The 23,326-nt window shown below is 63.3% G+C and carries 28 protein-coding genes; 11 read left to right on the top strand and 17 right to left on the bottom strand.

Going from position 1 to position 23,326, the window contains the following annotated elements; all coding sequences use genetic code 11:
- Entirely contained in the window at positions 1-1,494 is a 1,494-nt protein-coding gene (locus tag G8O24_RS29690) for an FAD-linked oxidase C-terminal domain-containing protein (protein ID WP_188105569.1), read from the bottom strand.
- 229 nt (positions 1,495-1,723) lie between these two features.
- On the opposite strand from G8O24_RS29690, the gene cycA reads away from it, so the two are divergent.
- Positions 1,724-2,134: a cytochrome c-550 CycA gene (gene cycA, locus G8O24_RS29685; RefSeq protein WP_188105568.1), complete on the top strand. Its 411-nt coding sequence runs from the start codon at positions 1,724-1,726 to the stop codon at positions 2,132-2,134.
- Positions 2,135-2,151: 17 nt separating this feature from the next.
- Here cycA and G8O24_RS29680 read toward each other — a convergent pair whose 3' ends face one another.
- Complete coding sequence (locus G8O24_RS29680) at positions 2,152-3,108, bottom strand: alpha/beta fold hydrolase (RefSeq protein ID WP_188105650.1); 957 nt, start codon at positions 3,106-3,108, stop codon at positions 2,152-2,154.
- Positions 3,109-3,437: 329 nt separating this feature from the next.
- Between G8O24_RS29680 and G8O24_RS29675 the strand changes: the two genes are divergently transcribed.
- Complete coding sequence (locus G8O24_RS29675; RefSeq protein ID WP_188105566.1) at positions 3,438-3,620, top strand: hypothetical protein; 183 nt, start codon at positions 3,438-3,440, stop codon at positions 3,618-3,620.
- Here the strand turns inward: G8O24_RS29675 and G8O24_RS29670 are convergent.
- The 3 genes from G8O24_RS29670 to ykgO form a co-directional block, all read right to left on the bottom strand.
- Positions 3,617-3,877 carry a hypothetical protein gene (locus G8O24_RS29670; RefSeq protein ID WP_188105564.1) on the bottom strand — a complete coding sequence of 87 codons (261 nt, stop codon included), beginning with the start codon at positions 3,875-3,877 and terminating at the stop codon, positions 3,617-3,619. The two genes, G8O24_RS29675 and G8O24_RS29670, sit on opposite strands and share 4 nt — an antisense overlap.
- 125 nt (positions 3,878-4,002) lie before the next feature.
- On the bottom strand, positions 4,003-4,641 hold the full coding sequence (locus G8O24_RS29665) for a tetratricopeptide repeat protein (RefSeq protein ID WP_188105562.1): 639 nt from the start codon (positions 4,639-4,641) through the stop codon (positions 4,003-4,005).
- A 140-nt stretch (positions 4,642-4,781) separates the two neighbouring features.
- Positions 4,782-4,907 carry a type B 50S ribosomal protein L36 gene (gene ykgO, locus G8O24_RS29660; RefSeq protein ID WP_006611362.1) on the bottom strand — a complete coding sequence of 42 codons (126 nt, stop codon included), beginning with the start codon at positions 4,905-4,907 and terminating at the stop codon, positions 4,782-4,784.
- A gap of 356 nt (positions 4,908-5,263) precedes the next feature.
- On the opposite strand from ykgO, the gene G8O24_RS29655 reads away from it, so the two are divergent.
- Positions 5,264-6,148, top strand: coding sequence for an amidohydrolase family protein (locus tag G8O24_RS29655; RefSeq protein WP_092288720.1), 885 nt, complete (start codon positions 5,264-5,266; stop codon positions 6,146-6,148).
- A gap of 76 nt (positions 6,149-6,224) precedes the next feature.
- Here G8O24_RS29655 and G8O24_RS29650 read toward each other — a convergent pair whose 3' ends face one another.
- Positions 6,225-6,824 carry a sll1863 family stress response protein gene (locus tag G8O24_RS29650; protein WP_188105560.1) on the bottom strand — a complete coding sequence of 200 codons (600 nt, stop codon included), beginning with the start codon at positions 6,822-6,824 and terminating at the stop codon, positions 6,225-6,227.
- Positions 6,825-6,967: 143 nt separating this feature from the next.
- Complete coding sequence (locus tag G8O24_RS29645) at positions 6,968-7,702, bottom strand: SDR family NAD(P)-dependent oxidoreductase (RefSeq protein ID WP_188105559.1); 735 nt, start codon at positions 7,700-7,702, stop codon at positions 6,968-6,970.
- 159 nt (positions 7,703-7,861) lie between these two features.
- On the opposite strand from G8O24_RS29645, the gene G8O24_RS29640 reads away from it, so the two are divergent.
- Positions 7,862-8,233, top strand: a complete 372-nt coding sequence (locus G8O24_RS29640) for a winged helix-turn-helix transcriptional regulator (RefSeq protein WP_188105648.1) — start codon at positions 7,862-7,864, stop codon at positions 8,231-8,233.
- 314 nt (positions 8,234-8,547) lie between these two features.
- On the opposite strand, the gene G8O24_RS29635 is transcribed toward G8O24_RS29640, so the two are convergent.
- From G8O24_RS29635 to G8O24_RS29610, 6 genes are all read right to left on the bottom strand, one after another.
- A complete protein-coding gene (locus G8O24_RS29635; RefSeq protein ID WP_188105557.1) occupies positions 8,548-9,780 on the bottom strand; it encodes an MFS transporter in 1,233 nt (410 codons plus the stop codon).
- Positions 9,780-10,526 carry a glucose 1-dehydrogenase gene (locus tag G8O24_RS29630; RefSeq protein ID WP_188105555.1) on the bottom strand — a complete coding sequence of 249 codons (747 nt, stop codon included), beginning with the start codon at positions 10,524-10,526 and terminating at the stop codon, positions 9,780-9,782. Before G8O24_RS29630 ends, G8O24_RS29635 begins: the two co-directional genes overlap by 1 nt.
- A gap of 25 nt (positions 10,527-10,551) precedes the next feature.
- A complete protein-coding gene (locus G8O24_RS29625; protein ID WP_188105553.1) occupies positions 10,552-10,932 on the bottom strand; it encodes a DUF427 domain-containing protein in 381 nt (126 codons plus the stop codon).
- 26 nt (positions 10,933-10,958) lie between these two features.
- Positions 10,959-11,705, bottom strand: a complete 747-nt coding sequence (locus G8O24_RS29620; RefSeq protein ID WP_188105551.1) for an SDR family NAD(P)-dependent oxidoreductase — start codon at positions 11,703-11,705, stop codon at positions 10,959-10,961.
- Positions 11,706-11,788: 83 nt separating this feature from the next.
- Entirely contained in the window at positions 11,789-12,532 is a 744-nt protein-coding gene (locus G8O24_RS29615; protein WP_202988784.1) for an alpha/beta fold hydrolase, read from the bottom strand.
- 135 nt (positions 12,533-12,667) lie between these two features.
- Entirely contained in the window at positions 12,668-13,414 is a 747-nt protein-coding gene (locus G8O24_RS29610) for an SDR family NAD(P)-dependent oxidoreductase (protein WP_188105547.1), read from the bottom strand.
- Between the two features lie 155 nt (positions 13,415-13,569).
- Here G8O24_RS29610 and G8O24_RS29605 point away from each other — a divergent pair, with 155 nt between their 5' ends.
- Both G8O24_RS29605 and G8O24_RS29600 read left to right on the top strand, forming a co-directional pair.
- Complete coding sequence (locus G8O24_RS29605; protein ID WP_188105544.1) at positions 13,570-14,451, top strand: LysR family transcriptional regulator; 882 nt, start codon at positions 13,570-13,572, stop codon at positions 14,449-14,451.
- Between the two features lie 282 nt (positions 14,452-14,733).
- On the top strand, positions 14,734-15,744 hold the full coding sequence (locus G8O24_RS29600; protein WP_188105542.1) for a zinc-dependent alcohol dehydrogenase family protein: 1,011 nt from the start codon (positions 14,734-14,736) through the stop codon (positions 15,742-15,744).
- Positions 15,745-15,883: 139 nt separating this feature from the next.
- Here the strand turns inward: G8O24_RS29600 and G8O24_RS29595 are convergent, their stop codons facing one another.
- Positions 15,884-16,702, bottom strand: coding sequence for an alpha/beta fold hydrolase (locus G8O24_RS29595; protein WP_188105540.1), 819 nt, complete (start codon positions 16,700-16,702; stop codon positions 15,884-15,886).
- A 486-nt stretch (positions 16,703-17,188) separates the two neighbouring features.
- Here G8O24_RS29595 and G8O24_RS29590 point away from each other — a divergent pair, with 486 nt between their 5' ends.
- The 4 genes from G8O24_RS29590 to G8O24_RS29575 are packed head-to-tail and all read left to right on the top strand — an operon-like array spanning position 17,189 to position 20,264.
- Positions 17,189-18,112 (top strand): LysR family transcriptional regulator, encoded by a 924-nt coding sequence (locus tag G8O24_RS29590; RefSeq protein ID WP_188105538.1) that lies wholly within the window; start codon positions 17,189-17,191, stop codon positions 18,110-18,112.
- Positions 18,113-18,152: 40 nt separating this feature from the next.
- On the top strand, positions 18,153-18,893 hold the full coding sequence (locus tag G8O24_RS29585) for a haloacid dehalogenase type II (protein WP_188105536.1): 741 nt from the start codon (positions 18,153-18,155) through the stop codon (positions 18,891-18,893).
- A 21-nt stretch (positions 18,894-18,914) separates the two neighbouring features.
- The gene (locus G8O24_RS29580; protein ID WP_188105534.1) at positions 18,915-19,382 is read left to right on the top strand and encodes a YbaK/EbsC family protein; all 468 of its coding nucleotides are present in this window, start codon (positions 18,915-18,917) and stop codon (positions 19,380-19,382) included.
- A gap of 57 nt (positions 19,383-19,439) precedes the next feature.
- Complete coding sequence (locus G8O24_RS29575; RefSeq protein ID WP_188105646.1) at positions 19,440-20,264, top strand: adenylate/guanylate cyclase domain-containing protein; 825 nt, start codon at positions 19,440-19,442, stop codon at positions 20,262-20,264.
- Positions 20,265-20,270: 6 nt separating this feature from the next.
- On the opposite strand, the gene G8O24_RS29570 is transcribed toward G8O24_RS29575, so the two are convergent.
- Positions 20,271-20,624 carry a hypothetical protein gene (locus tag G8O24_RS29570; RefSeq protein WP_188105532.1) on the bottom strand — a complete coding sequence of 118 codons (354 nt, stop codon included), beginning with the start codon at positions 20,622-20,624 and terminating at the stop codon, positions 20,271-20,273.
- A 96-nt stretch (positions 20,625-20,720) separates the two neighbouring features.
- Positions 20,721-21,707 carry a Bug family tripartite tricarboxylate transporter substrate binding protein gene (locus tag G8O24_RS29565; RefSeq protein WP_188105644.1) on the bottom strand — a complete coding sequence of 329 codons (987 nt, stop codon included), beginning with the start codon at positions 21,705-21,707 and terminating at the stop codon, positions 20,721-20,723.
- A 169-nt stretch (positions 21,708-21,876) separates the two neighbouring features.
- Here G8O24_RS29565 and G8O24_RS29560 point away from each other — a divergent pair, with 169 nt between their 5' ends.
- Positions 21,877-22,134 (top strand): hypothetical protein, encoded by a 258-nt coding sequence (locus G8O24_RS29560; RefSeq protein ID WP_188105530.1) that lies wholly within the window; start codon positions 21,877-21,879, stop codon positions 22,132-22,134.
- Positions 22,135-22,258: 124 nt separating this feature from the next.
- On the opposite strand, the gene G8O24_RS29555 is transcribed toward G8O24_RS29560, so the two are convergent.
- Positions 22,259-22,780 carry an REP-associated tyrosine transposase gene (locus G8O24_RS29555; protein WP_188105528.1) on the bottom strand — a complete coding sequence of 174 codons (522 nt, stop codon included), beginning with the start codon at positions 22,778-22,780 and terminating at the stop codon, positions 22,259-22,261.
- Positions 22,781-23,326 lie beyond the last annotated feature (546 nt).

Here is a 23,326-nt window from a genome sequence, read left to right as displayed (position 1 = left end):
CTAGAACCGCGGAATATCCGGAAACGCCAGCTTGCCGGCATGGACATGCATGCGGCCAAGCTCGGCGCAGCGATGCAGGGTCGGAAACACCTTGCCAGGGTTGAGCAGGCCCTGCGCGTCGAACGCGCATTTCAGCCGCTGCTGTTGGTTGAGATCGACCTCGCTGAACATGTCGCCCATCAGGTCGCGCTTCTCGATGCCGACGCCATGCTCGCCGGTGAGCACGCCGCCGAACTCGACGCAGGCGCGCAGGATGTCGGCACCGAAAGCTTCGGCGCGCTCGATCTCGCCGGGCTTGTTGGCATCGTAAAGGATCAGCGGATGCAGATTGCCGTCGCCGGCGTGGAACACGTTGGCGCAGCCGAGCTGGTACTTTTCGCCGAGCTCGCGGATGCGCGCCAGCGCCTTCGGCAGGGCACCGCGCGGAATGGTGCCGTCCATGCAGAGATAGTCGGGCGAGATGCGGCCGACCGCGGGGAACGCGGCCTTGCGGCCGGCCCAGAACAGATTGCGCTCGGCCTCCGAATTCGAGATCTGGCAGGTGGTCGAGCCGCAAGCATTGGCGATGGTCTCGACCCGTGTGATCAGCTCGTCGACCTCGATCTGGGGGCCGTCGAGCTCGATGATCAGCAGCGCCTCGACGTCGAGCGGATAACCGGCATGGACGAAGGCTTCGGCGGCGTGGATCGCCGGCTTGTCCATCATCTCCATGCCACCGGGAATAATGCCCGCACCGATGATGCGCGCCACGCATTCGCCGGCGGCCTCGACTTGCGCAAAGCCGACCATCAGCGCGCGCGCCGTCTCCGGCTTCTGCAGGATGCGCACGGTGATCTCAGTGATGACGCCGAGCAGCCCTTCCGAGCCGGTGATGACGCCCATCAGATCGTAACCGGCATTCTCACACCCCTTGCCGCCGATGCGCAGGATCTCGCCGCTCATCAGCACGATCTCGCAACCGAGCACATTGTTGGTGGTCATGCCGTATTTCAGGCAATGCACGCCGCCGGAGTTTTCCGCGACATTGCCGCCGATCGAGCAGGCGATCTGCGAGGACGGATCCGGCGCATAATAGAAGCCGGCATGCGCGACCGCCTGGCTGATCGCAAGGTTGGTGACGCCGGGCTCGGTGACGACCACGCGGTTGTCGAAATCGATCTCGCGGATGCGCTTGAACTTGCCGAGCCCGAGCAGCACGCCGTCTTCCAGCGGCAGCGCACCGCCGGACAGCGAGGTTCCGGAGCCCCGCGGCACCACCTTGATGCCGTGAGCGGCACAATATTTCAGGATGAGCGAGACCTGCTCGGTCGTGTCGGGCAACACCACGACCATCGGCGGCTGCCGATAGGCGGTCAGCCCGTCGGATTCATAGGCCCGCATCTCGGCAGGCGTATCGATCACGCCCTCGCCGGGCGCGATTGCGCGCAATGCGGCAACGATCTCCGCGCGGCGCGCAAGCACCGCCTGATCGCTCGCGGGCATCATGATGGCCATATTGCGAAACCTTCGTCCGGCATTGAAGTTGTTCCCGCCAAATCAATCATGCCTGAGCATATTTGAACAGGTCCTCCAAAGGTCGCATTGATTTGTTGCAGCGCAAGTTCTCTCTGGGGCAAGTCTGCTATCGCAATACCTGCCAAGGTTTCCCGGCTTGTCCACGAGCACCGGACCTGCCAAAACCACGACCCTCAATCTGACCCGGGAAAGAGACGAAGAGCATCCTATGAAAAAACTGACTTTCGGCGCGCTGGTTGCGCTCACCATGACTGCCGCAGCCTCCACCGCCATGTCTTCCAAAGCGATGGCGCAGGACGCGGCAGCCGGCAAGACGTCGTTCAATAAATGCCTGGCCTGCCACGCGATCGGCGAGGGCGCCAAGAACAAGGTCGGCCCCGAGCTCAACGGTCTGGACGGCCGCAAGTCCGGCACCGCGCCGGACTACAACTATTCGGATGCGAACAAGAATTCCGGCATCACCTGGAACGAGGCCCAGTTCAAGGAATACATCAAGGACCCTAAGGCCAAGATCCCCGGCACCAAGATGGCATTCGCCGGCATCAAGAACGACACCGAGATCAACAATCTCTGGACCTATGTCTCCCAGTTCGACAAGGACGGGAAGATCAAGCAGTAAGCGGTGAACGGCGGCCGCTAATCGGCGGCCGCCTGCGCCGGAGCGATGTGACCGATCATCGTCTCGATCTCCGCCTTCACGAGCTCCGGCACCGCGTTCTGCACCATGTGGCCGAGATCTGGCAGCACGATCAGCTTGGCATTCGGTACCGCCGCTGCGAACGGGCGCGCGTGGATGTCGGTCTTTACCGTCTTGTCTGGCTCGCCAGCGATGATCGTGACAGGCAGCGTGATCTCGCCGTAACGCGCGGCCTGCGCGGCCACCGCCGCCTTCAGCGTCACCAGATCATAGGCATTGGCGATGAATTCGCGCGGGCGCAGCAAGAGCGGCGTCGCGGAGTCCTTCACGAATCCGTCAGGCATCGTCTGCGGCAGGAACACGTTTCGTGCACCTGACTCCGTGACGAAATAGCCCAGCGGCAACGTGATCGTGTAGGCGAGCAGCGGACCGATCATCGGCGTTGCGATGATCTCGTTGTAGCGGCCGACGCCGCCGCGCCAGGGATGGGTCACCGGCGCCAGCATCACGAGACCGGCAACGCGCTCCGCATGGTCGAGCGCCAGCCGTGCGCCGAGCGCGCCGCTCCAGGAATGCACGACGAAGATCGCGCGATCGACCCCGAGCCTGCCGAGCGCCGCGTCGATCATCCGCGCCTGGATCTCCGGCGTCGAATCCTGTTGCCGCGCGCGGGTACTCCAGCCGTGGCCAGGGCGATCGATCAGGATGACACGGTGCTGCTCGGCGAGGAGGTCGCCAAGCGGACGCCGCATCGCTTCAAGATTGGAGCTCGCGCCGTGCAGCATCACGATCGGCGGGCGGGCATCGCGCGGACCGATGTCGACCACGTGAAGGGTCGCGTCCTCGACCTCGATCATTCGGCCCTGGGGCGGAAAGGCGCGTTGCACGGCAACAACGCCGGCCTGTGTGAGCAGCGCCAGCAACACCAGCGCCGTCACGGCTGACATCACGATCATGAAGAGAGTCCGGGCGATCCAGGGCACATCGCAGTTACGGATGACGTCGGCGGTGGTTTCGCGCAAGGGCGTTCGACGCGTCCACAGGAAATGCCGCCCCTGTGGATATGTGCACAATCAGAGAACTGAAAAATCCAACAGAATCAATCATCCCGCCCGACGATGCATAAGCTTCGGACCAGCTTCATGCAGTCGTCATCGCGCCTTCCATATAATCGCCACGGTCGGTTCCGCCATCTAGGCGCGGATGGGCGCCGATCCCTCCTCGCAACCTCGGGGATGCGGCAAGGACCGGCAGAATGTCCTGGTTTGAACCGGAGGATTTTTCGATGAGCTTCAGATCGAACGACACCGCAATCGACGAGATCGTCGCAAGCTGCAATGGCGACTTGCGCGGTGCCGTGCGGGCGCTGCTCCTGATCAACGAGCACCTCGAGAGCGAGCTCGCCAAGGCCTATGCCGCGGCCGCCGACCGCGGTCTCGCCGAACGCGGCACCAGCGTCCTGCACTAGCCCGCGTCGTCCTCGGCCTTTTCCTCGTCGGGCGTGAGCGCCGGACAGGCGCGGATGGTCGAGCGGGCAAGCCTGGCATCGGCCTTGGACTTGTAGGGGCCGTCGCCGAACCAGATGTCGCCATCGATGACCGGATTGCTGGTCACGATGTTGCATTTGCCGGTGGCGCGATTGCCGACCACCCAGAACAGTCCGTCGGCGAGGCTCATCGTTCCCGACGCCAACAGCAAGCTGCAAGCAAAGATCAAACGCTTCATGGCTTTCGCTCCTGCCATGCAGGTAGGCCTGCGGCAGTGCCGACAATAGTCCTTGCGGCATGGCGCTTCCGATCGTGGTTAATCGGCGGGCGCTGCAATCATTCGGGAAATGATCAACTTGTCCGCTAGATGTCGCGGCCTTCGACCTTCTCGGTCAGGGCCTTCACCTGATCGGGGATCTTCTCCAGGTGCGGATTGACCGCGAGCGCCTTGCGGTAGGCCTCGAGCGCGCGCTTCTCGTCACCGACGTCCTGCATGATCATGCCGAGGCCTGCGAGCGCGCCGAAATGACGGGGCTCGCGGGTCAGCACCTCGCGGATGTCGGCGAGCGAGCGGCCATAATCGTTCTGCGCGTAATAGAGCGCGGCGCGGCGGTTCCAGGCCTCGATGTAGTCGGGCCGGAGCTTGATGACGGAATCCAGCAGCTTGATCGCGACATCGACCTTCTGCGCGTCGACCGCGGCCTTGGCCCGCGCCATCAGAAGCGCTGCGGTATCGCTCGGGGTCTGCAGCCAGATCGCCCAGATCCGCGCCTCGACATGCTTGGCGCTGACCTCATCGGGGGCGGCCTTCAGCGCCCCGAACAGGAAATCGAGATTCTTGGTACGGTCCGCCTTGGGCAATTTGGGGGGCGGCTCCGGCAGCTTCTTCTGCTGCTTCGCCGGCGGGGCCGGATCATCTTGCGCCAGCGCCGGCGCGAAGCCAGCGGCTCCTAGAACCAGGGCCAGGCACAGCGTGCGTGCAAAAGGGAATCTCACGGTCATGGGGAAAGTCTAAACGCGCAAAGCCGCCCTTGCATAGCAGGGGCGGCGTCAAACTCGTGTGAGACCGTGGTCTTGCGGGGCGCGCGCGGCGTCGTGGCCGTTAGCCGATCAGCCTTTTGGCAGATCAGCCTTTCGGCAGATCAGCCCTGGCGAGCCTTGAAGCGGCGCTGCACCTTGTTGATCACATAGACCCGGCCCTTGCGGCGGACCAGGCGGTTGGCGCGATGGCGACCGCGCAGCGACTTCAGCGAGTTACGGACCTTCATGGCAGAATCCTGAACGTTCGAAAGGCCGTGTTCGGCACTACCGTTTCGGCACGCGCGAATGTGGCAAAATGAGATCTTTCCCGCTGGCGGACCGGCCGCCCGGGATGGGGCGGTTCTTAAGGCATGGCGGGAGGTCATGTCAATGTTAACTGCCGAGTTCCCAACCAGCGAAATCGCGAAAACAACCCCATGCACAGTAGAAATGGCCGGATCGGCCCAATTTGGGCCCTTCGCGCCCGAGTCTTGCGAAGACGAGCTTCGCAAGACTTGCGCGAGCTGCCATTTGAGCGCCAGCAACGCCTTGCCAAATTCGTTATATCATATAATCAATTTGGCAACCGGTCCGGAGGAAACCAATGCCGAAGCTGAAGCTGCCTGACATCGACAAAGTCGTCGCCATCGACATCCACACCCATGCCGAGGAGCCCTGCGGCTGTCACCCCGATGACGGCTATGACGACTTCCAGGCGCAGATGGCGGAGTACTTCAAGTCGCCGAACAAGCACCCGCCGACCGTGCCAGAGACCGCGGCCTATTACCGCGCCAAGAACATCGCCGCGGTGATCTTCCCCGTCGATGCCGAGCGCGAGACCGGCTTCCGCCGCTACAACAATTACGAGATGATCGAGGCCGCTTCCGACCATCTCGACGTCCTCATCCCGTTCGCCTCGATCGACCCGCACAAGGGCAAGCTGGGCGCGCGCGAGGCGCGCAAGCTGATCGAGGAATACGGCGTGCGCGGATTCAAATTCCATCCGACCATGCAGGGCTTCTACGCCAACGACCGCATGGCCTATCCGCTCTACGAAGAAATCAACAATGGCGGCGCGATCGCGCTGTTCCACACCGGCCAGACCGGCGTCGGCTCGGGCATGCCCGGCGGCATGGGGATGCGGCTGAAATATTCCAACCCGATGTACATGGACGACGTCGCGGCCGACTTCCCCGACCTCAAGATCATCCTCGCCCATCCCTCCTTTCCCTGGCAGGAAGAAGCGCTGTCGGTCGCAACCCACAAGCCGAACGTCTATATCGACCTCTCCGGCTGGTCGCCGAAATATTTCCCGCCGATCCTGGTGCGCTACATCAACTCGATCCTGCAGGACAAGATGCTGTTCGGCTCGGACTGGCCGGTGATCACACCGGACCGCTGGCTGTCGGATTTCTCAAAGATCGAGATCCGCGACGAGATCCGGCCGAAGGTGCTGAAGGCCAACGCAAGGAAGATCTTGGGGATCTAGACCGGCGGCGATCAAAGCCTTCGATTGCTACGAGGAGACCGCCTTTCGTCGGTCTCCTCGCCTTCATTGTCTCTGATCAAGCCGCGCGCTTGAAGGCCTCTCGCGCCGCCTCATTGGCGCGATCGAAGGCATGGCGCGTTTCGGTCAAGGCGGTCATCAGCGCGGACCACGAGTGGGTCCCGGCCTGTTTCAGTTTCTCCAGCTTTTTCTCCGCCTCGGCCGCATCGGCGCTCATGCGCTTCAGCGCGACATCGATGTCCGCACGACGCTCGGACGCGAACTTCTCGGCATCGCCGCCGAGCCTGTCGGCGATTTCACGCCAGGCCTTCAGCTGCGCATCCGCCTGAAGCTTGAACGTCGCCTGTTGCTGCTCGAGCTGCTTGCCGAAGCTTTCGAGGTATTTTCCGGCCTCAGCCTCGAACACGCGCCAATCTGCGTCCATCTTCGTTTTCGCTTCGCCCCAGGCTGCCTCGCCCGCCTGCGACTGCTTTTTCAAGGTCTCGCGGAATGCGTCGCGCTGTTTGCCGAGATCAGCCAGGACCTTGGCGGCCTTCTCGCGGACATCGGACTGCATCTCGGCGGCGCTGGCCTCGAGTGAGGTCAGCGTCGCTTCCATTTCGTCGAGACGCTCTTTGCCCCAATTGACAAAGAAGTTGATGTTGCCTTGCGTGATCATCGTTCATGTCCATGGTTCGAATGGAATCCGCCCCAAGACTTCAGCTATCACACAGCGGCAAGGTCGCCGTTGACGTGAGTCAAACAGCGCGCCAAGCGACGAGGACTTCGACCTCGACGGTCAAGCCCCCTCGCGCACGCGCCTCACACCTGTGCCAGGCCGCCGTCGACGAAGACCTCGCCGCCGGTCATGAAGCTGCTGTCGGACGACGCCAGAAACGCAGCCACCGCTCCGGTCTCGGAGGGGTCGCCGACACGCCCGATCGGCGTCGAGCTTCCGAGCGCATCGAAGGCTTCCTCGCCGACGATCTCCAGCGCCAGCTCCGTCTTGGTCGGCCCCGGCGACAGCACGTTGACGCGGATGCCGGTGCCGCGCAGGTCCTGCGCCCAGCTGCGCGCGAGATTACGGATCGCGGCCTTGGTTGCGCTGTAGATGCTGAACTGCGGCGTCCCCATCACGCCCGTGCTCGAACCGGTCAGGATGATCGACGCGCCGCGGCCCATCAGCGGCAGGGCCTTCTGCACGGAGAACACCAGGCCCTTCACGTTGACGTCGAAGATGTGATCGTAATGCTCGACCGTGATCTCGCCGAGCGGCGCAAACAATCCGGTGCCGGCATTGGCGAACAGAATGTCGAGCCCGCCGCGTTCGGCCTTCACTGCGGCATAGAGCCGGTCGAGGTCGGTCATGTCAGTCACCGAGCCCCTGACGGCGCGCGCCGACGGACCCAGCTTCGCAACGGCGGCGTCAAGCTGCTCCTGCCGCCGCCCGAACAAATAGACGAACGCGCCTTCCTCGACGAACCGTTTCGCCGCGCCAAATCCGATCCCGGTGCCGCCGCCGGTCACGACGGCCGTCTTGCCTTGTAGTCTGCCCATGATGTGCTCCTTCAATTGGGTTGCACTGAGCTGGCGGCGTACCCACCTATCGACAAGTATGCACCTTTTGGTAAGTGCCCAAAAATGTCACTCGATGATTCAGACCCGATCTCGTCGCCGCTGCAGCCGGCACCCGCTGTCCAGAGCTGCACGCGGAATCTGCCCGGCTTCACCTGCGGCCTCGATGCAACCTTGCGGGTCATCGCCGGCAAGTGGAAGCCGCTGATCCTGTACTTCCTTGCCCAGGACGGCCCGACCCGCTACGGCGAGCTTCGGCGCGCCGTGCGCGATGTCAGCGACAAGGTGTTGATCCAGCAGCTCAAGGAGCTGGAGGCCGACGGCCTCGTGAAGCGGACCGACTACAAGGAGGTGCCGCCGCGGGTGGACTACAGCCTCACTCCCCTGGGCCAGAGCCTGGCCGAGGCGCTCGTGCCGCTCTGCTCATGGGGCACCGAGCACGTGGCAGAGGTCAGCCAGGTCTTCGCCGAACGAGCGACCTGGACGCGGCGGGGTCGGCAGCCGACGGGCTAGCTGGCGCTGAACTTCCTGTGAGGTTTGCTCTGCCGCTGATTGCGGCGCGTTGGCGCAGCTGGCTGCCGCACCGAAGCCGGGCCGCCGGATATCGTCGGTACGCCCCGCAACCAAGGTCATGCGTCGACACTGCGAGATGTCGCAAGCCTGCGATCAATTCACGCTGGCCAGATAGCCGGCCAGATTGGTCCGGCTTTGGCTAAAGCCAATGGTGTCATGCGATAAGCGCAATGTCTGATTTGCCCTGTATCAACCGAATTTGCGCCGCAGGGCGATCGGTCGCGTCGGGCCGTTGCGGACGATTGATCGAGAGGTCATTTTTCCATCCTGGAGAAGCGCATCGCGGCAAAGAGGAATGTCGCGCCTCCCAGCGAAGCGAGTACGATCGCCGCCGCCGCCACGGCCGTCGGTAGTCCCCATGCGCGAGCGACGACACCCAACGCAAGGGCGCAAAAGCCCATACAGAGATATCCGACGAGATAGAAGGCCGAGAGGACACCACCGCGACTGTCTACGGGCGCGACGGCGTTGAGCAACGTCAGCGCGCCCAAAAATAGAAATGCATAACTTATACCCGCCGACGAGGTCGAGACGAGTAAAGCGGGCAACGAGCGAGCCTCCGTCGCCAGCCATAAAAGAAGCATGGCGATCACGGTCGCGATCGATCCAAAGAAGAACGCGGCCCGCGGCCGTAACTGTCTCGCAACGATGGTGGCCATCGCGGAGACGATCGCGAAACTCGCAAGGATAATGCCGTTCGTCAGTTCGTTGGCGGAACCGACCAGGTCGTGTGCCACCTGGCCGCCCAGCGAAAGGAGAATGGCGCCGGTCGCGAACGCCGTGGCTGCGCCCAGCGATGCCACGCCGAATGCTCTGCGAATGGCGGTGGGCACGTGCGGCAATCGGGGCGCCCATGGCTTCCGGTTCGCCACATGACGCGGAAGGAACCAGACGGCCAGGATCAGCGCGGCGATAACCACTGCAAGGGCGAGGAAGTCCAGCCGCAACGGATAGGGCGCGTATTGAATCAGAGCGCCGCCGAGCAGTAGGGCGGTGGCGAAGCCGAGCGCTTGCGCCAGATTGGTCGCCGAAGCGGCGCGTTCGGGGTCCCCGGTGGAACTGAACTCAAGGATGGCCGCCGTGGATGCGCCGCTGGCGAGGCCGACTCCTACCCCCATTGCTGCGCGGGCAACCAGGAGCCATTCGACATTGATGGCCCATGCGAGTGTCAGAGCCCCGATCAATGAGAACACCAGAGCGGTGAGCATCGTCCACCGCCTGCCGACGTGATCCGACAGATCGCCCAGGAGGATCAGCGTGCCGACGACGAACAACGGATAGATCGCGAAGACGCCCGTCGTCTGTAGAGGCGACAGCTGCCATTCCTCGGCATAGAGCCGATAGCTGAGCGCCGGTGCAGCGCTCGTCCAAAGTGTATGCATCGAGACGGCGAGCGAGACCCAAAAACTGGCTCGGCGGCCCAGGACCATTTTCGGAAGGGAACGTCGGCCGTCCGAAGAGCGGAGGCCGACGTGACGTTCTCCCATCAGCGAAGACCGCCGCCGGCCGAAATTTTATCCCCGGTGACCCAGCGTGCATCGTCCGACGCCACGAAGGCGACGACGTCGGCGACGTCCTGCGGCTGTCCGAGGCGGCCGAGCGGCGTCTGGGCGACGATGCCGGCTTCGAACTCGGAGGCAAGCATGCCTGCGCTGTGAGTACCTTCGGTCTCGGTGAGGCTTGGGCTCACGGTATTGACCCGGATTTTCCTCGGTCCGAGCTCGTTGGCCAATACGCCGGTGATGGCGTCCACCGCGCCCTTGGTGGCGGTATAGACCGCCGTCTGAGGCGGGGTAATTGCGGTGACGCCCGAGCCGATGTTGATGATGCTGCCGCCTTCGCGCAAGTGGGGGGCCGCGGCCTGGGTCACCAGCAGAAGACCCAGCACGTTGACGTCGAACATCTTGCGGAACTGCGGCTCGGTGACCGACTCCAGCGGTCCGAATTCGTAGACACCCGAGTTGTTGACCAGGATGTCGAGACGGCCGTATGCGGCAATGGCAGCGTCGACCAGGGCCTTTGCTTCCGCCGCCTTGGAGACATCGCCCTGGACGGCGATTGCCTTGCCATTCGAGGCAGTGATCGACTTGACAACGGCTTCCGCGCCGGCCTTGCTCGACGCGTAGTTGACGACGACCGCTGCGCCTCGCGCGGCCAGGGCCTTGGCAACGGCGGCACCGATGCCTTTCGACGCTCCGGTGACGATGGCGACTTTGCCATTGAGTTTGGACATGACGACTGCTCCTTGAAGATGCCGCTCAAGCGGCTTGTTCCTCGATCGCATCGACGCGGTCGGGGTAGAAAGCGAGATGGCTGTTGATGTCGGCTACCGCCTCATAGGGCGCTTCGTAGGTCCAGATCGCATCGGTCGAACGTTCGCCGCCGGCCGGAATGCTGAAGTAGGACGCATCGCCCTTGTATGGGCAGTAAGTCTGCGTTGCCGACCTCGCGATGGCCGCCATGTCGACGTCCTCGCGCGGAATGTAGTGAACCGGCGGATATTTGGCCTCGCGCAGCGTGAGAGCTCTCCGCGTGTCGGCGATCACGCGTCCGCCGAGGGTGACGATGACGCGCTTATCGTTTCGCTCGATGGTGATGGGGTGGTCGGGGCCGGGAATCTTGATCGTTCGTCCGGTCATGATGTTTGCTTTCGATCGCTTGTCGCTCAAAGCTTCGATCCGCCATCCACCCGCAGCGTGTCTCCGGACACCCAGCGCGCGGCGTCGGAGGCGAGGAAAGCGATGGCGCCGGCGATGTCGTCGGGCTGCGCCACGCGCTTCAACGCCTGCAGAGAGAGGGTGAAATCGCGGCCGGCCTCGGTCCTGGCGAAACTGGACATGTCGGTCTCGACCACGCCGGGCGCGACCGCGTTGACCCGCACGCCCTTCGCTCCGAGGACCAGGGCGAAATGCTTCACCAGGGTGTCGATGGCTCCCTTGGTGGCTGCGTAGGCGGCGAGATCTCCCACGGCCGCATGCGCCGCGAGCGAAGAAGTGAAGATGACGCTGGATCTCTCCTTCAGGATCGGCAGCAACTGCTGGACCAGAAAGAACGGAGCCCGCACATTGATGGCGAAGAGTTCGTCGAAATCCTCGATCGTGGTCTCTTCGATCGTCGCGGCTTTGGCCACCCCTGCGTTGGCGACCAGGATATCGAGCCGTTCGCCGACGATCTCGCGGACCCTGGCGGCGAGCTTATGCGCGCCCTGCGCATCGGAGAGATCGAAGCCGATCGCCTCGGCCTTGCCTCCGTCGCGCCTGATTTCGTCGACCACCGAACGCGCGTCCGCAGCGCCGCGTCCGTAATGAACGAGAACCTGGGCTCCCGCCTTGGCGAGCGCCAGGGCGGCGGCCCGCCCGATGCCGCGCGAGGCGCCGGTGACGAGAGCGGTCTTTCCACAGCACGACTTCATGATGATCTTCCTTCTAGGAAATCAACGGCACCGGTCGGGGTATGCCGGAAGCGCGACCGACCGGCTCGACCACTCGGGGTTCGCTACGCGTCCAGGAACATGGCGGTGTGGGCCACGAAGAGCTCCGGATACTGGTTCTGAGGCCCGTGACTCGAATCCGGATAGACGATGAGTTGCGCGTTCGGCAGACGCTGCTGCAACGTGAAGCCGTTGACCGTTGGGATGATCAGGTCGTTGCTGCCGTCGACGACCAGAGCCGGATGATGGATATCGGCCAGGTAATCCCACACGCCGTCGGTCTTCTCGTTCGACTTGACGATCGCCGCGTACTGCGCCGCAGCGGACGTCTCGCTCACTTCCGGGCTGCGATCCTTGCGGCGGAACTTGCGTTCGAGGTACTTAAGTCCGGCCGCGCGGCCGGCGGCATTGGGCAGGAAATGGGCGGCGATCCAAAGATGTTCGGGCGGATCGTAGGTCGCAGAGAAGATCTCTGCGGATTTGCTGGCGGCGGTGTCGGCACCACGCGGCCCGGTGCCCACCAGCACCAGCTTGCGCACCAGGTCGGGGGCCTGCACGGCGATCTCCTGAGCGACCTTGCCGCCGATCGAATAGCCGAGGATGTCGGCGCTGCTGATCCCAAGCGCCCTGATGAAGGCGATGGCATCTGTCGCCATGCCCGGGATGGTCGCCGGGGTCTGGCCCGAACTGGCGCCGATGCCCGCATTGTCGAACAGGATGACTTCGCGTTGCGCGGCCAGCCCGTCGGTCACGGCCGGATCCCAATGGTCCATGGTGCCACGGAAATGGATGTTCATGACGATCGGCACGCCGCCTGTCCTGCCGAAACGCCGATAGGCGAAGCGGATGCCGTTGGCTTCGACGAATTGGGTGGGCGCAGTTTGGTGTGTATGGGTGGTCATGGCAGAACTCCTTTATGTCTGAGATGATGCGATCGATCGGATTCAGCTCGCGGTCTTGCCGCCGTTGACCCGTACGATCTGGCCTGTGATGAAGGAGGCCCTCTCAGACGCGACGAAGGTGATGGCGTCGGCGATCTCTTCGGGTCTCGCGCCACGCTTGAGCGGCACGGCGGCGTAGAAGGCCGCCTTCTTCTCGGGCGAGCCGGTCAGACGATCGAGCATCGCGGTGTCTGTCGGCCCCGGCGCCACTGCGTTGACGCGGACGCCGAACGCGGCTGCTTCGAGCGCCGCGGATTTGGTGAGGCCCTCCACCGCGTGCTTGCTGGCGACGTAGAGCGACAAGTTGGCCGCGCCGCGCTCGCCCATGGTCGACGAAATGTTGACGATGCTGCCCGACCCTTGGGGCTGCATCACCCTGAGTTCGTGCTTCAGGCTGAGCAGGGTGCCGAGCACGTTGGTGTCGAACATCGCGGCATAGCTTTCCAGCGTCGTGGAGGTCACCGGTCCAGGCCTGCCTTCCGTCCCGGCATTGTTGACGGCGACATCGAGCCGGCCGAAGCGCGCGATCGTCTGGTCGACCAGAAAACCGATTTCGTCTTCACGCCGCACGTCGGCTTGGATGAAGGCGGCTTCAGCGCCGAGGCGCCGGAGCTCAGCCTCCAACGCTTGGCCTTCGGCCTCTCGGCGGCCGGCGACGACCACGATCGAGCCCTGTTTGGCGAAGGCGACCGCGGTAGCGCGGCCGATGCCGGTCAGCGCACCGGTGATGAGGACGACGGGCCTGGACATACGAAGCTCCTCGATTTGGGCAAAAACCTTCCACTCCCTGCCAGGTAGGCATGGCGTCAGGTCATTTGCCGTTCAGCGTTGGAAGCTATCTAGGAGGTGCTGGCCTTTTCGAAAAAGACTTTGTAAGTTCCCTTCCCATACCTGGAGAGCATGGAATGGAGCTTCGCCATCTCCGTTATTTCGTCGCCGTTGCCGAAGAAGGCAGTCTCACCGTGGCGGCCGAAAAGCGACTGCACACCGCGCAACCATCCCTGAGCCGGCAAATCCGCGACCTGGAATACGAAGTCGGCGTGCCTCTCCTGACCCGGAGCGTGCACGGCGTACAGCTGACGGAGTCTGGCCGGATCTTTCTCGATCACGCTCGATTGGCACTGATGCAAGCCGAAGCCGCCACCGAAGGCGCTCGGCGCGCGGCCCAGCCGAGCAAGCAGGTGTTTGCGATCGGATTCACCACGGGGCAGGAGGTCGACTGGCTACCACGTGCCACCAGCCTGTTGCGCAACGAACTGGCCGACATCGAAATCCGGGTATCCAGCGATCATTCGGCGACGCTGGCGGAGGAGCTCGCACATGGCAGGCTGGACGTCGCATTCCTGCGCGGCGAAAAGATGCCGGACATTGAATTCAGGGTCGTGGCGCAGGAGCCGCTGGTGGCGGTTCTGCCGAGCGATCACAGGCTCGCGCAGCGAGAGACTTTCGATGCAAGGGACCTGGTCGGCGAAACCTATATCGGCATTTCGAAAGTGCCGAGGGTGCTGCGCGCACTCATTGCCGAATACCTCGATCGCTGCGGCATCGAGATCACTCCGGCGTTCGAGATCGACAACTACGCCATGGCGATCTCGCTCGTCGCATCAAACCGCGGCGTTGCGATTTTGCCGGCGTCCGCGAAGAATTTTCTGCCCTGGTCGGTCGTAAGTCGTCCCCTCGAAGGTGATGCGCCGACGATCGCCGTGACGGTCGGCTTCCGCCGAGACAATGCGTCGCCCATCTTGAAGACTTTTCTCTCGAGAATTGATGGGCTGAATGCGGCATAGACTGGAGGCGTTTAGCCCATACACGCCCTCTGGCTGCGGGCTGGTGTCTGGAGCGACGATGCGCATCAATGCGTGGGTTGCGGCGACCGAGAGGTATCGAGGCGCAATGCGCGATCAATTCACGCTGGCCAGATAGCCGGCCAGAATGGTCCGGCTTTGGCTGTCTCCCGTCCTCCGGGCGAGTTCGCCGATTTTCATCTCGAAGCCTCTTGACCCTGACAGCGCTGTCAGACCTTACAGACTCCGCTCATCCAAGTGAATGCCGCTTGAGAGGACGCGACGATGAAAGCCTACCATTTGAACAGCCAGGGCGGCGCCGGCCACCTCGTGCAGGTCGACGTCGGCAAGCCAGAACCCGCCGCCGGCGAGGTCCGCATCCGGATCGAAGCGGCCAGTCTGAACTACCGCGACCTGATCACCCTCGACCGCGCAGGACAAAGCGGGCTCAACGGCCGCGTGCCGCTCTCCGACGGTGCGGGCGTCGTTGACGCCATCGGCCCCGACGTCGCGCAATGGCAGGTGGGAGACCGCGTCGCCGCGTCGTTCTTTCGCGACTGGATTTCGGGACCATTCAAGTCCAGCTACGTTCCGTCGTCTCTCGGCGGCAACACCACGGACGGAATGCTGGCCGAGTATGTCGTGCTGCCGGCAAATGCGCTGGTCGCCGTGCCGCCGCACTTGTCCACCGTCGAAGCAGCCACCCTGCCCTGTGCCGGCGTCACCGCCTGGCACGGCCTCATCACACGCGGCAAGATGAGCAAAGGGGACACGCTGCTGGTGCAGGGGACAGGCGGCGTCGCACTATTCGGCCTGCAATTCGCAGCGGCGCTGGGCGCGCGCGCAATCGTGATCTCCTCCTCGGACGAGAAACTCGCCCGCGCCAAGGCGCTGGGCGGCTCGATCCTCATCAACTACCGCGACACGCCCGAGTGGGACGCCGCAGTGATGAAGGCCACGGATGGCGAAGGTGCCACCCACATCCTCGAGCTCGGCGGTCCCGGCACCTATGACCGGTCGCTTCGCTCCGTCGCATCGGGCGGCAAGATCGTTCAGATCGGCGTGCTGACAGGGTTCGGCCCTAAACCGGACCTCGCCCGCCTGCAATGGGAGAACGCCGACATCATCGGCGTCACCGTCGGATCGGTCGAACATTTCAGGACGATGAATCGCTTCCTTTCCGAACATGCGATCCACCCGATCGTCGATCGGACCTACGGCTTCGAAGACGCCCGGGAAGCCTATGCCCATCTGCGGAGCGGCTCGCACTTCGGCAAGATCGTCGTCAAGCTCTAGAAGAATTCGTAGGACCCCGCGAACAGAAAGGAGAAGCCGCGCCCTACGGCGGCTTCTCCTGCGCTGGCAACACCTGCTTTGATCAGCGTTTTGCAACGGCGGCAGATGTACCATGGGCGACAATGGATGAACGATGTCGTCAAGACCTGATGAATGAGAGCAGGTCGGGGTTGAGGACATCCGCATGCGTGGTAAGCATGCCATGGGGGTAGCCTGGATAAGTTTTCAGCGACCCGTTCTTGAGCAGGTTGAGCGCACGCGGCACGGTACTTGCGAATGGGACGATTTGATCCGCCTCGCCATGCATCACCAGCACCGGCACGGTGATCTTCTTGAGATCCTCGGTATAGTCTTCGAGCCAAGAGTCGACAGTCGCATAGTGAGAGAGGGCACCACCGGCCATGCCTTGGCGCCACCAGTTGGCAATGACCGCCTCCGAAGGCTTGGCTCCCTCGCGATTGTAGCCGTAGAACGGATTCTCGGGGACGAAACGATAGAACTCCGCCCGGTTGCCCAACATGCCCGCCCGGATCGCTTCGAACCACTCCGGCGCCTGACCGGACGGATTGCCCTCGCTCCGGTACATGTTCGGTGTCAGTGAAGCGACCAGCACGGCCTTCGCGACGCGCGCCGGGTGGCGAGCAACATAGCGAGCGACCTCACCGCAACCCGTCGAATGCCCGATATGGATCGCATCACGCAGGTTGAGCTGTTCCGTCAGGGCCGCGAGGTCTTCAACCCAATGATCCATGTCGTTGCCGGTCGCGGGCTGGTCGGACCGGCCGTGGCCGCGCCGGTCGTGGGCGATCACACGATACCCGTGATGAAGGAAGAACATCATCTGGGCATCCCAGTCGTCCGCCGACAGCGGCCAGCCGTGGCTGAACACGATCGGCTGACCTGCCCCCCAGTCCTTGTAGAAGATTTTGACGCCGTCTGTTGTCGTGATCGTGGACATCGAGTTGCTCCATCTGCGTGTTAGATCTTTGTCGAAAAGTTTGCGGACGGGGGTCTAAGAGAAGCAAGCAGGCGCGAGCTGATCAGGCCACAGATCGCGCCCCCTGGCTTTCCAAAGGACACGATGTTCAGCGGCCTCGCCGGCGAGCCCTTGCGGTCGCAACACCCGATCGCCGACGCGTTATCGCCGGATCCGGCGCGGCGCTCTTCGTCGCTCCTGCGCATTCGCGCGCGCTTCCCGCTCAATGAGGGATGCCACTCTCGACCGCGCTGCAGAATTGTCGAGACCGTACTGAATTGCGATCACGCCGTGCCTATGGGCCTGCAGTGCCGGGATCACTTTGCCGAAGACGATACGAGGCGTCGGCGAAGACATTGTTCGTTGTCCTTTTCTTGGTCGAAGACTGCGAAACGGTAAATCCCTCTTTGGCTCCTGACCAAGACCTTGTAGGCTTCAAGCTATGCCTGGAAGATATACGAGGGAGTCATGGAGCTCCGGCACCTGCGCTATTTCGTTGCGGTCGCTGAAGAAGGCAGCCTGCTGAACGCCGCCGAACGGCGATTGAACACCTCGCAGCCATCGCTGAGCCGGCAGATCCGCGATCTCGAGGCCGAAGTCGGCGTCCAGTTACTGGAGCGCCAGGCTCGCGGCGTGACGCCGACCGCCGCCGGACGCGTGTTTCTCGATCACGCGCGGCTGGCGTTGCTGCAGGTGGAGGCGGCAACGGAGGGGGCCCGGCAGACCGCACTCCCGCAAAAGCCCGTTCTCTCGATGGGTTTTCTCGTCGGGCTGGAGGTGATGTGGCTGCCCCAGCTTCTGCGCATCCTCCGCGAGGAAGCACCTGACGTCGAAGTCACGCTCAGCACGCAATCTTCACCGGAGCTCGCGCTCGCATTGATGCGGGGAAAGCTGGACATCGCTTTCCTTCGTCCCGAGAAGGACAAGGAGGGCATCGTCTTCAAGATCCTGGCGAAGGAGCCCTTGATTGCCGTGCTGCCGGCCGAACATCGCCTGGCATCGCGCAAGAAAATTCGTCCCCAGGATCTCGCCCGCGAGATCTATGTCAGCTCGGCAAGAACCTCTCCCGTCCTGCAGGAGGTCATACAGAGCTACGCATCCCGGGTCGGTATCACGCTCAAGCCGAAATACGAAGGCGAGAACATATCGTCGGCCATGTCGCTGGTGGCCTCCACGGGCGGGATCAGCCTCGTTCCGCTCTATGCACAGAACATGCTGGCGCCCAACGTTGTTGCCAGAGCGCTCGAGGGGACAATCCCGACTGTCGATCTGGCCCTGGGTTACAACCAGTCGAGCTCGTCCCCGTTGCTGCATCGGCTGTTGGCGCGCGCAGACGAATTGATCGCAAACGTTCAGAACCAGAGCATCATCCGCTATGCCGACGTTCAATGATCGGCGGCCCCCGGGATAGTCACAGCCGAAAGGACAGCCCATGCCCATCAAAGCCGTCGTCTTCGACGCCTACGGGACGCTCTACGACATCCAATCGGTCGCTGAGATCACCGAGGATGCGTTTCCCGGCTATGGCGAGATCATCACGCAGGTCTGGCGGATCAAGCAGCTCGAATATACCTGGTTGCGCTCGCTGATGCGGCGTTACCAGGATTTCGCGGCCGTGACGCGCGACTCGCTGGCCTATACGCTGCGTATGCTCGGGCTTGCCTATGAGAACGAGGCATTCGAGCGCATCATCGAGAAATACCTGCATCTCGATCTCTATTCCGAGGCGGCGGCCGCGCTCACGGCGCTGAAACCGCGAAAGCTTGCCATCCTCTCCAATGGCAGCCCGGAGATGCTGAACGCGCTGGTGCGCAATTCCGGGCTCGACCGCCTGCTCGATGCCACCATCAGCGTCGATGCCAAGAAGATCTTCAAGCCGAGCCCACAGGCCTATGAGCTGATCGGCGAGGTGCTCGGCGCCGCGCCCGACGAAGTGCTGTTCGTCTCCTCCAATCCCTGGGACGTTGCCGGCGCGAAATCGTTCGGGCTGAACGTCGCCTGGATCGAGCGGGTGACGCCGGAAGCCATGGCGCTGGCTTGCGTCGAGACCGAACTCGTGGCACCGCTGACCATGTTCAGGGCGATCCGCACCCAGATGGACGAACTCGGCTTTGCGCCGGATCATCGTGTTCGTTCGCTGTCGGAATTGCCCACCATTGCCGCCCACCCGTAAGTCCTCGACGAGCTATCCGGAATGAGCCTTGAATCCGTTCGCGCCTTTTTCGCCGAGAAAGCCCCCGACATATCTGTCATGGAATCCCCGATCAGTTCGGCGACCGTGGCGCTCGCCGCAGAAGCCTATGGCGTCGAGCCCGGCATGATCGCCAAGACGCTGTCCTTGCGCGTCGGCGAGCGCGTGATCCTGATCGTTGCGGCCGGCACCTCGCGCATGGACAACAAGAAGGTGAAGGCGCAGTTCGGCGGCAAGCCGAAGATGCTGGGGCTGGAAGAGGTCGCCGACATCACCGGCCACGAGGTCGGCGGCGTCTGTCCGTTCGGGCTGAAATCGCCGCTGCCGGTCTATTGCGACGTTTCGTTGAAGGCCTTCGACGTCGTGGTGCCGGCCGCCGGCTCGACCCATAGCGCCGTGCGCATCACGCCGGCTCGGATGGCCGAGCTGACCGCGGCCGAATGGGTCGATGTCTGCGAGCACAGGCCGTAGAGGGGCGACGCAGCATGCCTGATGCATTTGCCGGTCAGGACGGCTAGCATGGGGGCCATGACCGACGACAAGGTAAAACGACGGCTGACCACCGTGCTGTGCGCCGATGTGCACGGCTACTCCCGTCTCATGGAAGCGGACGAGGCGGGAACCATGGAGGCGCTCCGCCGCTGCCGCGCGGCCATTGCGCGACTGGTCGAGCGTCACGACGGCCGCATCGTGAACACCTGGGGCGATGCCGTGATCGCCGAGTTCGCCAGCGTCGTCGAGGCCGTGCAATGCGCAGTCGAGATTCAGCAGGAAATCTCCGACCAGGATTCGGCAGCACCTCAGGCGAACCCGATGCGGTTTCGCATCGGCATCAACCTCGGCGACGTGATGGTGGACGGCACCAACATCTATGGTGACGGGGTCAATATCGCATCGCGATTGCAAGAGCTCGCCGACCCCGGCGGGATCGTGATCTCGAGCTCCGTCTACGATCAGGTGCACAACAAGCTATCGGTTGGCTTCGACTGCCTCGGCCAGCGCCCCCTGAAGAACATTGCTCCCCTCACCTCTTATCGGGTGACCCTGGGCGGCCGAACCGCGGGTCAAGCAAGCATCCCGATCGAGGAAAACCGAACTCCCTCACAAACGGCTCGGGCTCCGCGGATGGACGACAGGCGCGAGCCGTCGTCGTCCACGAATGCCGTTTCGGATTGGCTGGCAAAACTGCCCCGGCCGATTGCCGTGGCGCTCACGGTCTCGGCCTTCCTGATCATGATCAATCTGTTCAGCGGCGGGCACAAGATCTGGTTCCATTGGCCTGTCGCGGTCATTCTCTTCGGCGCTGCCTTGCGGATGGTGCTCGGACGTCGACCTGAACAAGACCGGCGCTGAGCAGCACTAGTCGTCGTCATCGTTGTAGGGCCGCGGCGCCACCTGCTGCTGCGGCGGCGCAGCGTTGTAGCGCGGCGAAGGCGCTGCGCGATGGCGCGGGAGCTGCTGCTGCGGCGACATCTGGTTGTTGGACTGGAACACCGCACGGCAACCGCTGGAAAGCTGCGGGGTGTTCTGCTGCAGGCAGGCGGTGATGCGGCCCACATCCGGAATCTGGTCGCTGCACAGACGCCAGACGTCCGGCGTGCAGGCCATCTGCTGCTCCATGGTTCCGCGATATTCTTCGGCGAATGCTGCGCCCTGCGCGACGATGCCGCCAATCGCAAGCACCACACCCAGCGCAATCCGCTCTGTTCGCATGATTCTGATCCTTCCCGAGTCGGACGAATTCTTTTCAATCAATGAGGCGCGGACAGGTTCTGGCCCAACAAAAGAATGTGAAAAGGGTCCTGGAACCTATTCCACCCGGCCGATCTTCCTCACCGCCGCGATCAGCCGTGCGCTGTCTCGCGTCACGAAGTCGGCGAATTCAGGCGCATCCTGATAGGCGACGAGACTGCCCGAGGCATCAAACGTCCTGAGCACGTCAGGGCTCGTCATGACCTGTGCCATCGCCTCGCGCAGCCGGGTCGCGATCGGCGCCGGCAGCGAGCTCTGCGCGAACAGCCCGGCCCAGATGTACATCTCGACATCCTTGTAGCCGAGCTCCTGGAACGTCGGCACGTCGGGAAAGCTCGCGATGCGCTTCGCGCCGCAATTGCCGAGCACGCGCAGCTTGCCGTCGTCGACCTGCGGCTTCAGCGTTCCCGGCGCCGCCGCAATGGCCTGCACGGTGCCGCCGAGCAGCGCGGTCAGCGCTGGCCCAGCGCCACGGAACGGCACATGCAGCAATTTGATATCGGCGCTGCTCGCAAACATCTCCATCGCCACATGCAGCGTGCCGTAGGGCCCGGACGAGCCATAGGTGATCTGGCCGGGACGTTTCTTCGCGTCCTCGACGAACTCCTGCGCCGTCTTCCACGGCGCCGAAGCCGGCACCGCGAGCAGCGTGGGATCGGCGAGCACGCGCGCGATCGGCATGAATTGCGAGACTTCATAGGCCACGGGCCGGTCGAACAGCCGGTCGGCCTCGGGCAGCACCGCGAGCGAGGACAACGTCATCAGCAATGTACAGCCGTCAGGCTCGGCGCGGGCCGCTGCCGCATTGCCGACCGATCCGCCGGCCCCACCGGCGCGGTTGTCGACGATGACGGCCTTGCCGAGAACTCGCTCCAGCGCCTGCGCCACCGGCCGCGCGGCAAGGTCAGCCTGGCCGCCGGCGGGGAATGGCACGATCATGGTGATGTTGCGCACGGGATAGGTCTGCGCGGACGCCGGCTCCGGCCATGCGGCCCGCAACATTGGCAATGCGGTCATCGCGCGCAAGACGTCACGTCGATCCATATGTCGATGCTTACGTCGATTCATGGCAGCCCCTCCCCGATTATTCTTGTTTCAAGCCCAGCCTAGCGCCGCGGCCGGCAGGAACAAGCCGTTTACGAAGCGTTAGCCATGTTCGCCCCTGTCAGGAACGCATCCCTGCCCCCTCCGTTGCCCCGCCAAGGAGTGCGCCATGGGAAAACTCGCGACCATCGACGTGGCCCTGGACGAGATGCTGGTGAACTTGGCCGCGATCGTCCTGCGGCTTTCGAGACCGGACATGACGCGAACACCGGAAGCGCGCCATGCCCTGACGCAATCCGTGCGTCAATACGCGGTGTGCGCGGCGCGCTCGACCGATCCGCGCGTGCACGAAATGAAGTCCGAGCTGGAGAAGACGCTGAAGCCAAGCCTGCGCATTGTCGCCATCGATGGGGTGAAGGTGTCGTAGGTTGAAGGTGGTGGGCACGGCGCAAGAGCGCCTTTGCCCACCCTACGATAGTTCGCTCGGAGGATAGACTAGCGAGATCTCGTAGGGTGGGCAAAGGCGCGCTCTTCGCGCGCCGTGCCCACCATCACTCACCGAATTGTCCAGCTATATCGCGCATATCCCCTCCCCAATCCATGGGAAGTGTGCCGTTGTCGACATAGCGATGGAAACTGCTGAGCGACCAATCGCGCACGCGCGTCACGTAACCGTGCTTCACAGGATTGAAGTGAATGTAATCAACGTGCCGTTCCAAATCCGCGTCATCGCGGATTGCGTGCTCCCAGTAGCGGCGCTGCCAGATGCCTTTCTCGCGCTTTTTCAATCTGCTCATCGATGGCACACCTGCCTCCAAGCCGCGCGAAAACCCGCCCTTGATCAGATTCCATCGTGATGGGAAATCCGCGTCGTCTTCAGGGAGCGTCCAGATTGCGTGGAGGTGATCCGGTAATATGCAAATTGCGACGGTCTCGAATGGTCGGCGCTCGAAGACAGTTCGGTAGACTCGCCTCAAGCGATCGGCCTGATCGACGAGCAGCGTGCTCGATCGATCTTGGAGCACGACGGTGAAGAAGAACGTGCTGCCCTTCGCGCGCCGATAGCGAGACACTTGCGATTTCCTCGGGCAAAGACGTGGGCACGCTTCGCTTTGCCCACCCTTGTATTAGCGCGCCGGGTTAGGATGGCCCCGTTCCGTGAGGAATGGCCCAGCCCGGGTGGCCGCCCGAGCTGGGCCGCCGATCGATCGGATCGATGCCCACCGAAGCCTTGAAGGGCTGCGTTTCGTAGCAAGATCGCGGTCGGCACTTCATCGGGACCCGCATGGTTGAACGAACTTCAGGTTCGCATAACAAGGGAGGGTCGAGGAAGATGGCCAAACGTATCACGATCTGTGCCGGTATCGATACCGGCAAAGCTAAGCTCGACGTGGCAATAGACGGCAGCTCGGAGCAATTGCAGGTCGACAACACGGTAGAAGGCCGCCAGGCTTTGGTGGCGTGGCTTGTATTAGCGCGCCGGGTTAGGATGGCCCCGTTCCGTGAGGAATGGCCCAGCCCGGGTGGCCGCCCGAGCTGGGCCGCCGATCGATCGGATCGATGCCCACCGAAGCCTTGAAGGGCTGCGTTTCGTAGCAAGATCGCGGTCGGCACTTCAT

The sequence above is a fragment of the Bradyrhizobium campsiandrae genome, from assembly GCF_014529705.1.
In the GTDB taxonomy this organism is placed as follows: Bacteria; Pseudomonadota; Alphaproteobacteria; order Rhizobiales; family Xanthobacteraceae; genus Bradyrhizobium; species Bradyrhizobium campsiandrae.
This window is presented reverse-complemented; position numbering and strand designations above follow the sequence as displayed.

What these genes read in the sequence shown, in the direction of transcription:
- G8O24_RS29590 (WP_188105538.1), top strand. Translation starts at nt 17,189, where the DNA reads ATGGAGCTCCGGCACCTGCGCTATTTCGTTGCGGTCGCTGAAGAAGGC.
- G8O24_RS29650 (WP_188105560.1), bottom strand. Translation starts at nt 6,824, where the DNA reads ATGATCACGCAAGGCAACATCAACTTCTTTGTCAATTGGGGCAAAGAG.
- G8O24_RS29665 (WP_188105562.1), bottom strand. Translation starts at nt 4,641, where the DNA reads ATGACCGTGAGATTCCCTTTTGCACGCACGCTGTGCCTGGCCCTGGTT.
- G8O24_RS29600 (WP_188105542.1), top strand. Translation starts at nt 14,734, where the DNA reads ATGAAAGCCTACCATTTGAACAGCCAGGGCGGCGCCGGCCACCTCGTG.
- G8O24_RS29690 (WP_188105569.1), bottom strand. Translation starts at nt 1,494, where the DNA reads ATGGCCATCATGATGCCCGCGAGCGATCAGGCGGTGCTTGCGCGCCGC.
- G8O24_RS29675 (WP_188105566.1), top strand. Translation starts at nt 3,438, where the DNA reads ATGAGCTTCAGATCGAACGACACCGCAATCGACGAGATCGTCGCAAGC.
- G8O24_RS29635 (WP_188105557.1), bottom strand. Translation starts at nt 9,780, where the DNA reads ATGGGAGAACGTCACGTCGGCCTCCGCTCTTCGGACGGCCGACGTTCC.
- G8O24_RS29560 (WP_188105530.1), top strand. Translation starts at nt 21,877, where the DNA reads ATGGGAAAACTCGCGACCATCGACGTGGCCCTGGACGAGATGCTGGTG.
- cycA (WP_188105568.1), top strand. Translation starts at nt 1,724, where the DNA reads ATGAAAAAACTGACTTTCGGCGCGCTGGTTGCGCTCACCATGACTGCC.
- G8O24_RS29565 (WP_188105644.1), bottom strand. Translation starts at nt 21,707, where the DNA reads ATGGATCGACGTGACGTCTTGCGCGCGATGACCGCATTGCCAATGTTG.
- G8O24_RS29605 (WP_188105544.1), top strand. Translation starts at nt 13,570, where the DNA reads ATGGAGCTTCGCCATCTCCGTTATTTCGTCGCCGTTGCCGAAGAAGGC.
- G8O24_RS29580 (WP_188105534.1), top strand. Translation starts at nt 18,915, where the DNA reads ATGAGCCTTGAATCCGTTCGCGCCTTTTTCGCCGAGAAAGCCCCCGAC.
- G8O24_RS29595 (WP_188105540.1), bottom strand. Translation starts at nt 16,702, where the DNA reads ATGTCCACGATCACGACAACAGACGGCGTCAAAATCTTCTACAAGGAC.
- G8O24_RS29585 (WP_188105536.1), top strand. Translation starts at nt 18,153, where the DNA reads ATGCCCATCAAAGCCGTCGTCTTCGACGCCTACGGGACGCTCTACGAC.
- G8O24_RS29680 (WP_188105650.1), bottom strand. Translation starts at nt 3,108, where the DNA reads ATGATCGTGATGTCAGCCGTGACGGCGCTGGTGTTGCTGGCGCTGCTC.
- G8O24_RS29625 (WP_188105553.1), bottom strand. Translation starts at nt 10,932, where the DNA reads ATGACCGGACGAACGATCAAGATTCCCGGCCCCGACCACCCCATCACC.
- G8O24_RS29570 (WP_188105532.1), bottom strand. Translation starts at nt 20,624, where the DNA reads ATGCGAACAGAGCGGATTGCGCTGGGTGTGGTGCTTGCGATTGGCGGC.
- G8O24_RS29645 (WP_188105559.1), bottom strand. Translation starts at nt 7,702, where the DNA reads ATGGGCAGACTACAAGGCAAGACGGCCGTCGTGACCGGCGGCGGCACC.
- G8O24_RS29620 (WP_188105551.1), bottom strand. Translation starts at nt 11,705, where the DNA reads ATGAAGTCGTGCTGTGGAAAGACCGCTCTCGTCACCGGCGCCTCGCGC.
- G8O24_RS29670 (WP_188105564.1), bottom strand. Translation starts at nt 3,877, where the DNA reads ATGAAGCGTTTGATCTTTGCTTGCAGCTTGCTGTTGGCGTCGGGAACG.
- G8O24_RS29575 (WP_188105646.1), top strand. Translation starts at nt 19,440, where the DNA reads ATGACCGACGACAAGGTAAAACGACGGCTGACCACCGTGCTGTGCGCC.
- ykgO (WP_006611362.1), bottom strand. Translation starts at nt 4,907, where the DNA reads ATGAAGGTCCGTAACTCGCTGAAGTCGCTGCGCGGTCGCCATCGCGCC.
- G8O24_RS29630 (WP_188105555.1), bottom strand. Translation starts at nt 10,526, where the DNA reads ATGTCCAAACTCAATGGCAAAGTCGCCATCGTCACCGGAGCGTCGAAA.
- G8O24_RS29655 (WP_092288720.1), top strand. Translation starts at nt 5,264, where the DNA reads ATGCCGAAGCTGAAGCTGCCTGACATCGACAAAGTCGTCGCCATCGAC.
- G8O24_RS29610 (WP_188105547.1), bottom strand. Translation starts at nt 13,414, where the DNA reads ATGTCCAGGCCCGTCGTCCTCATCACCGGTGCGCTGACCGGCATCGGC.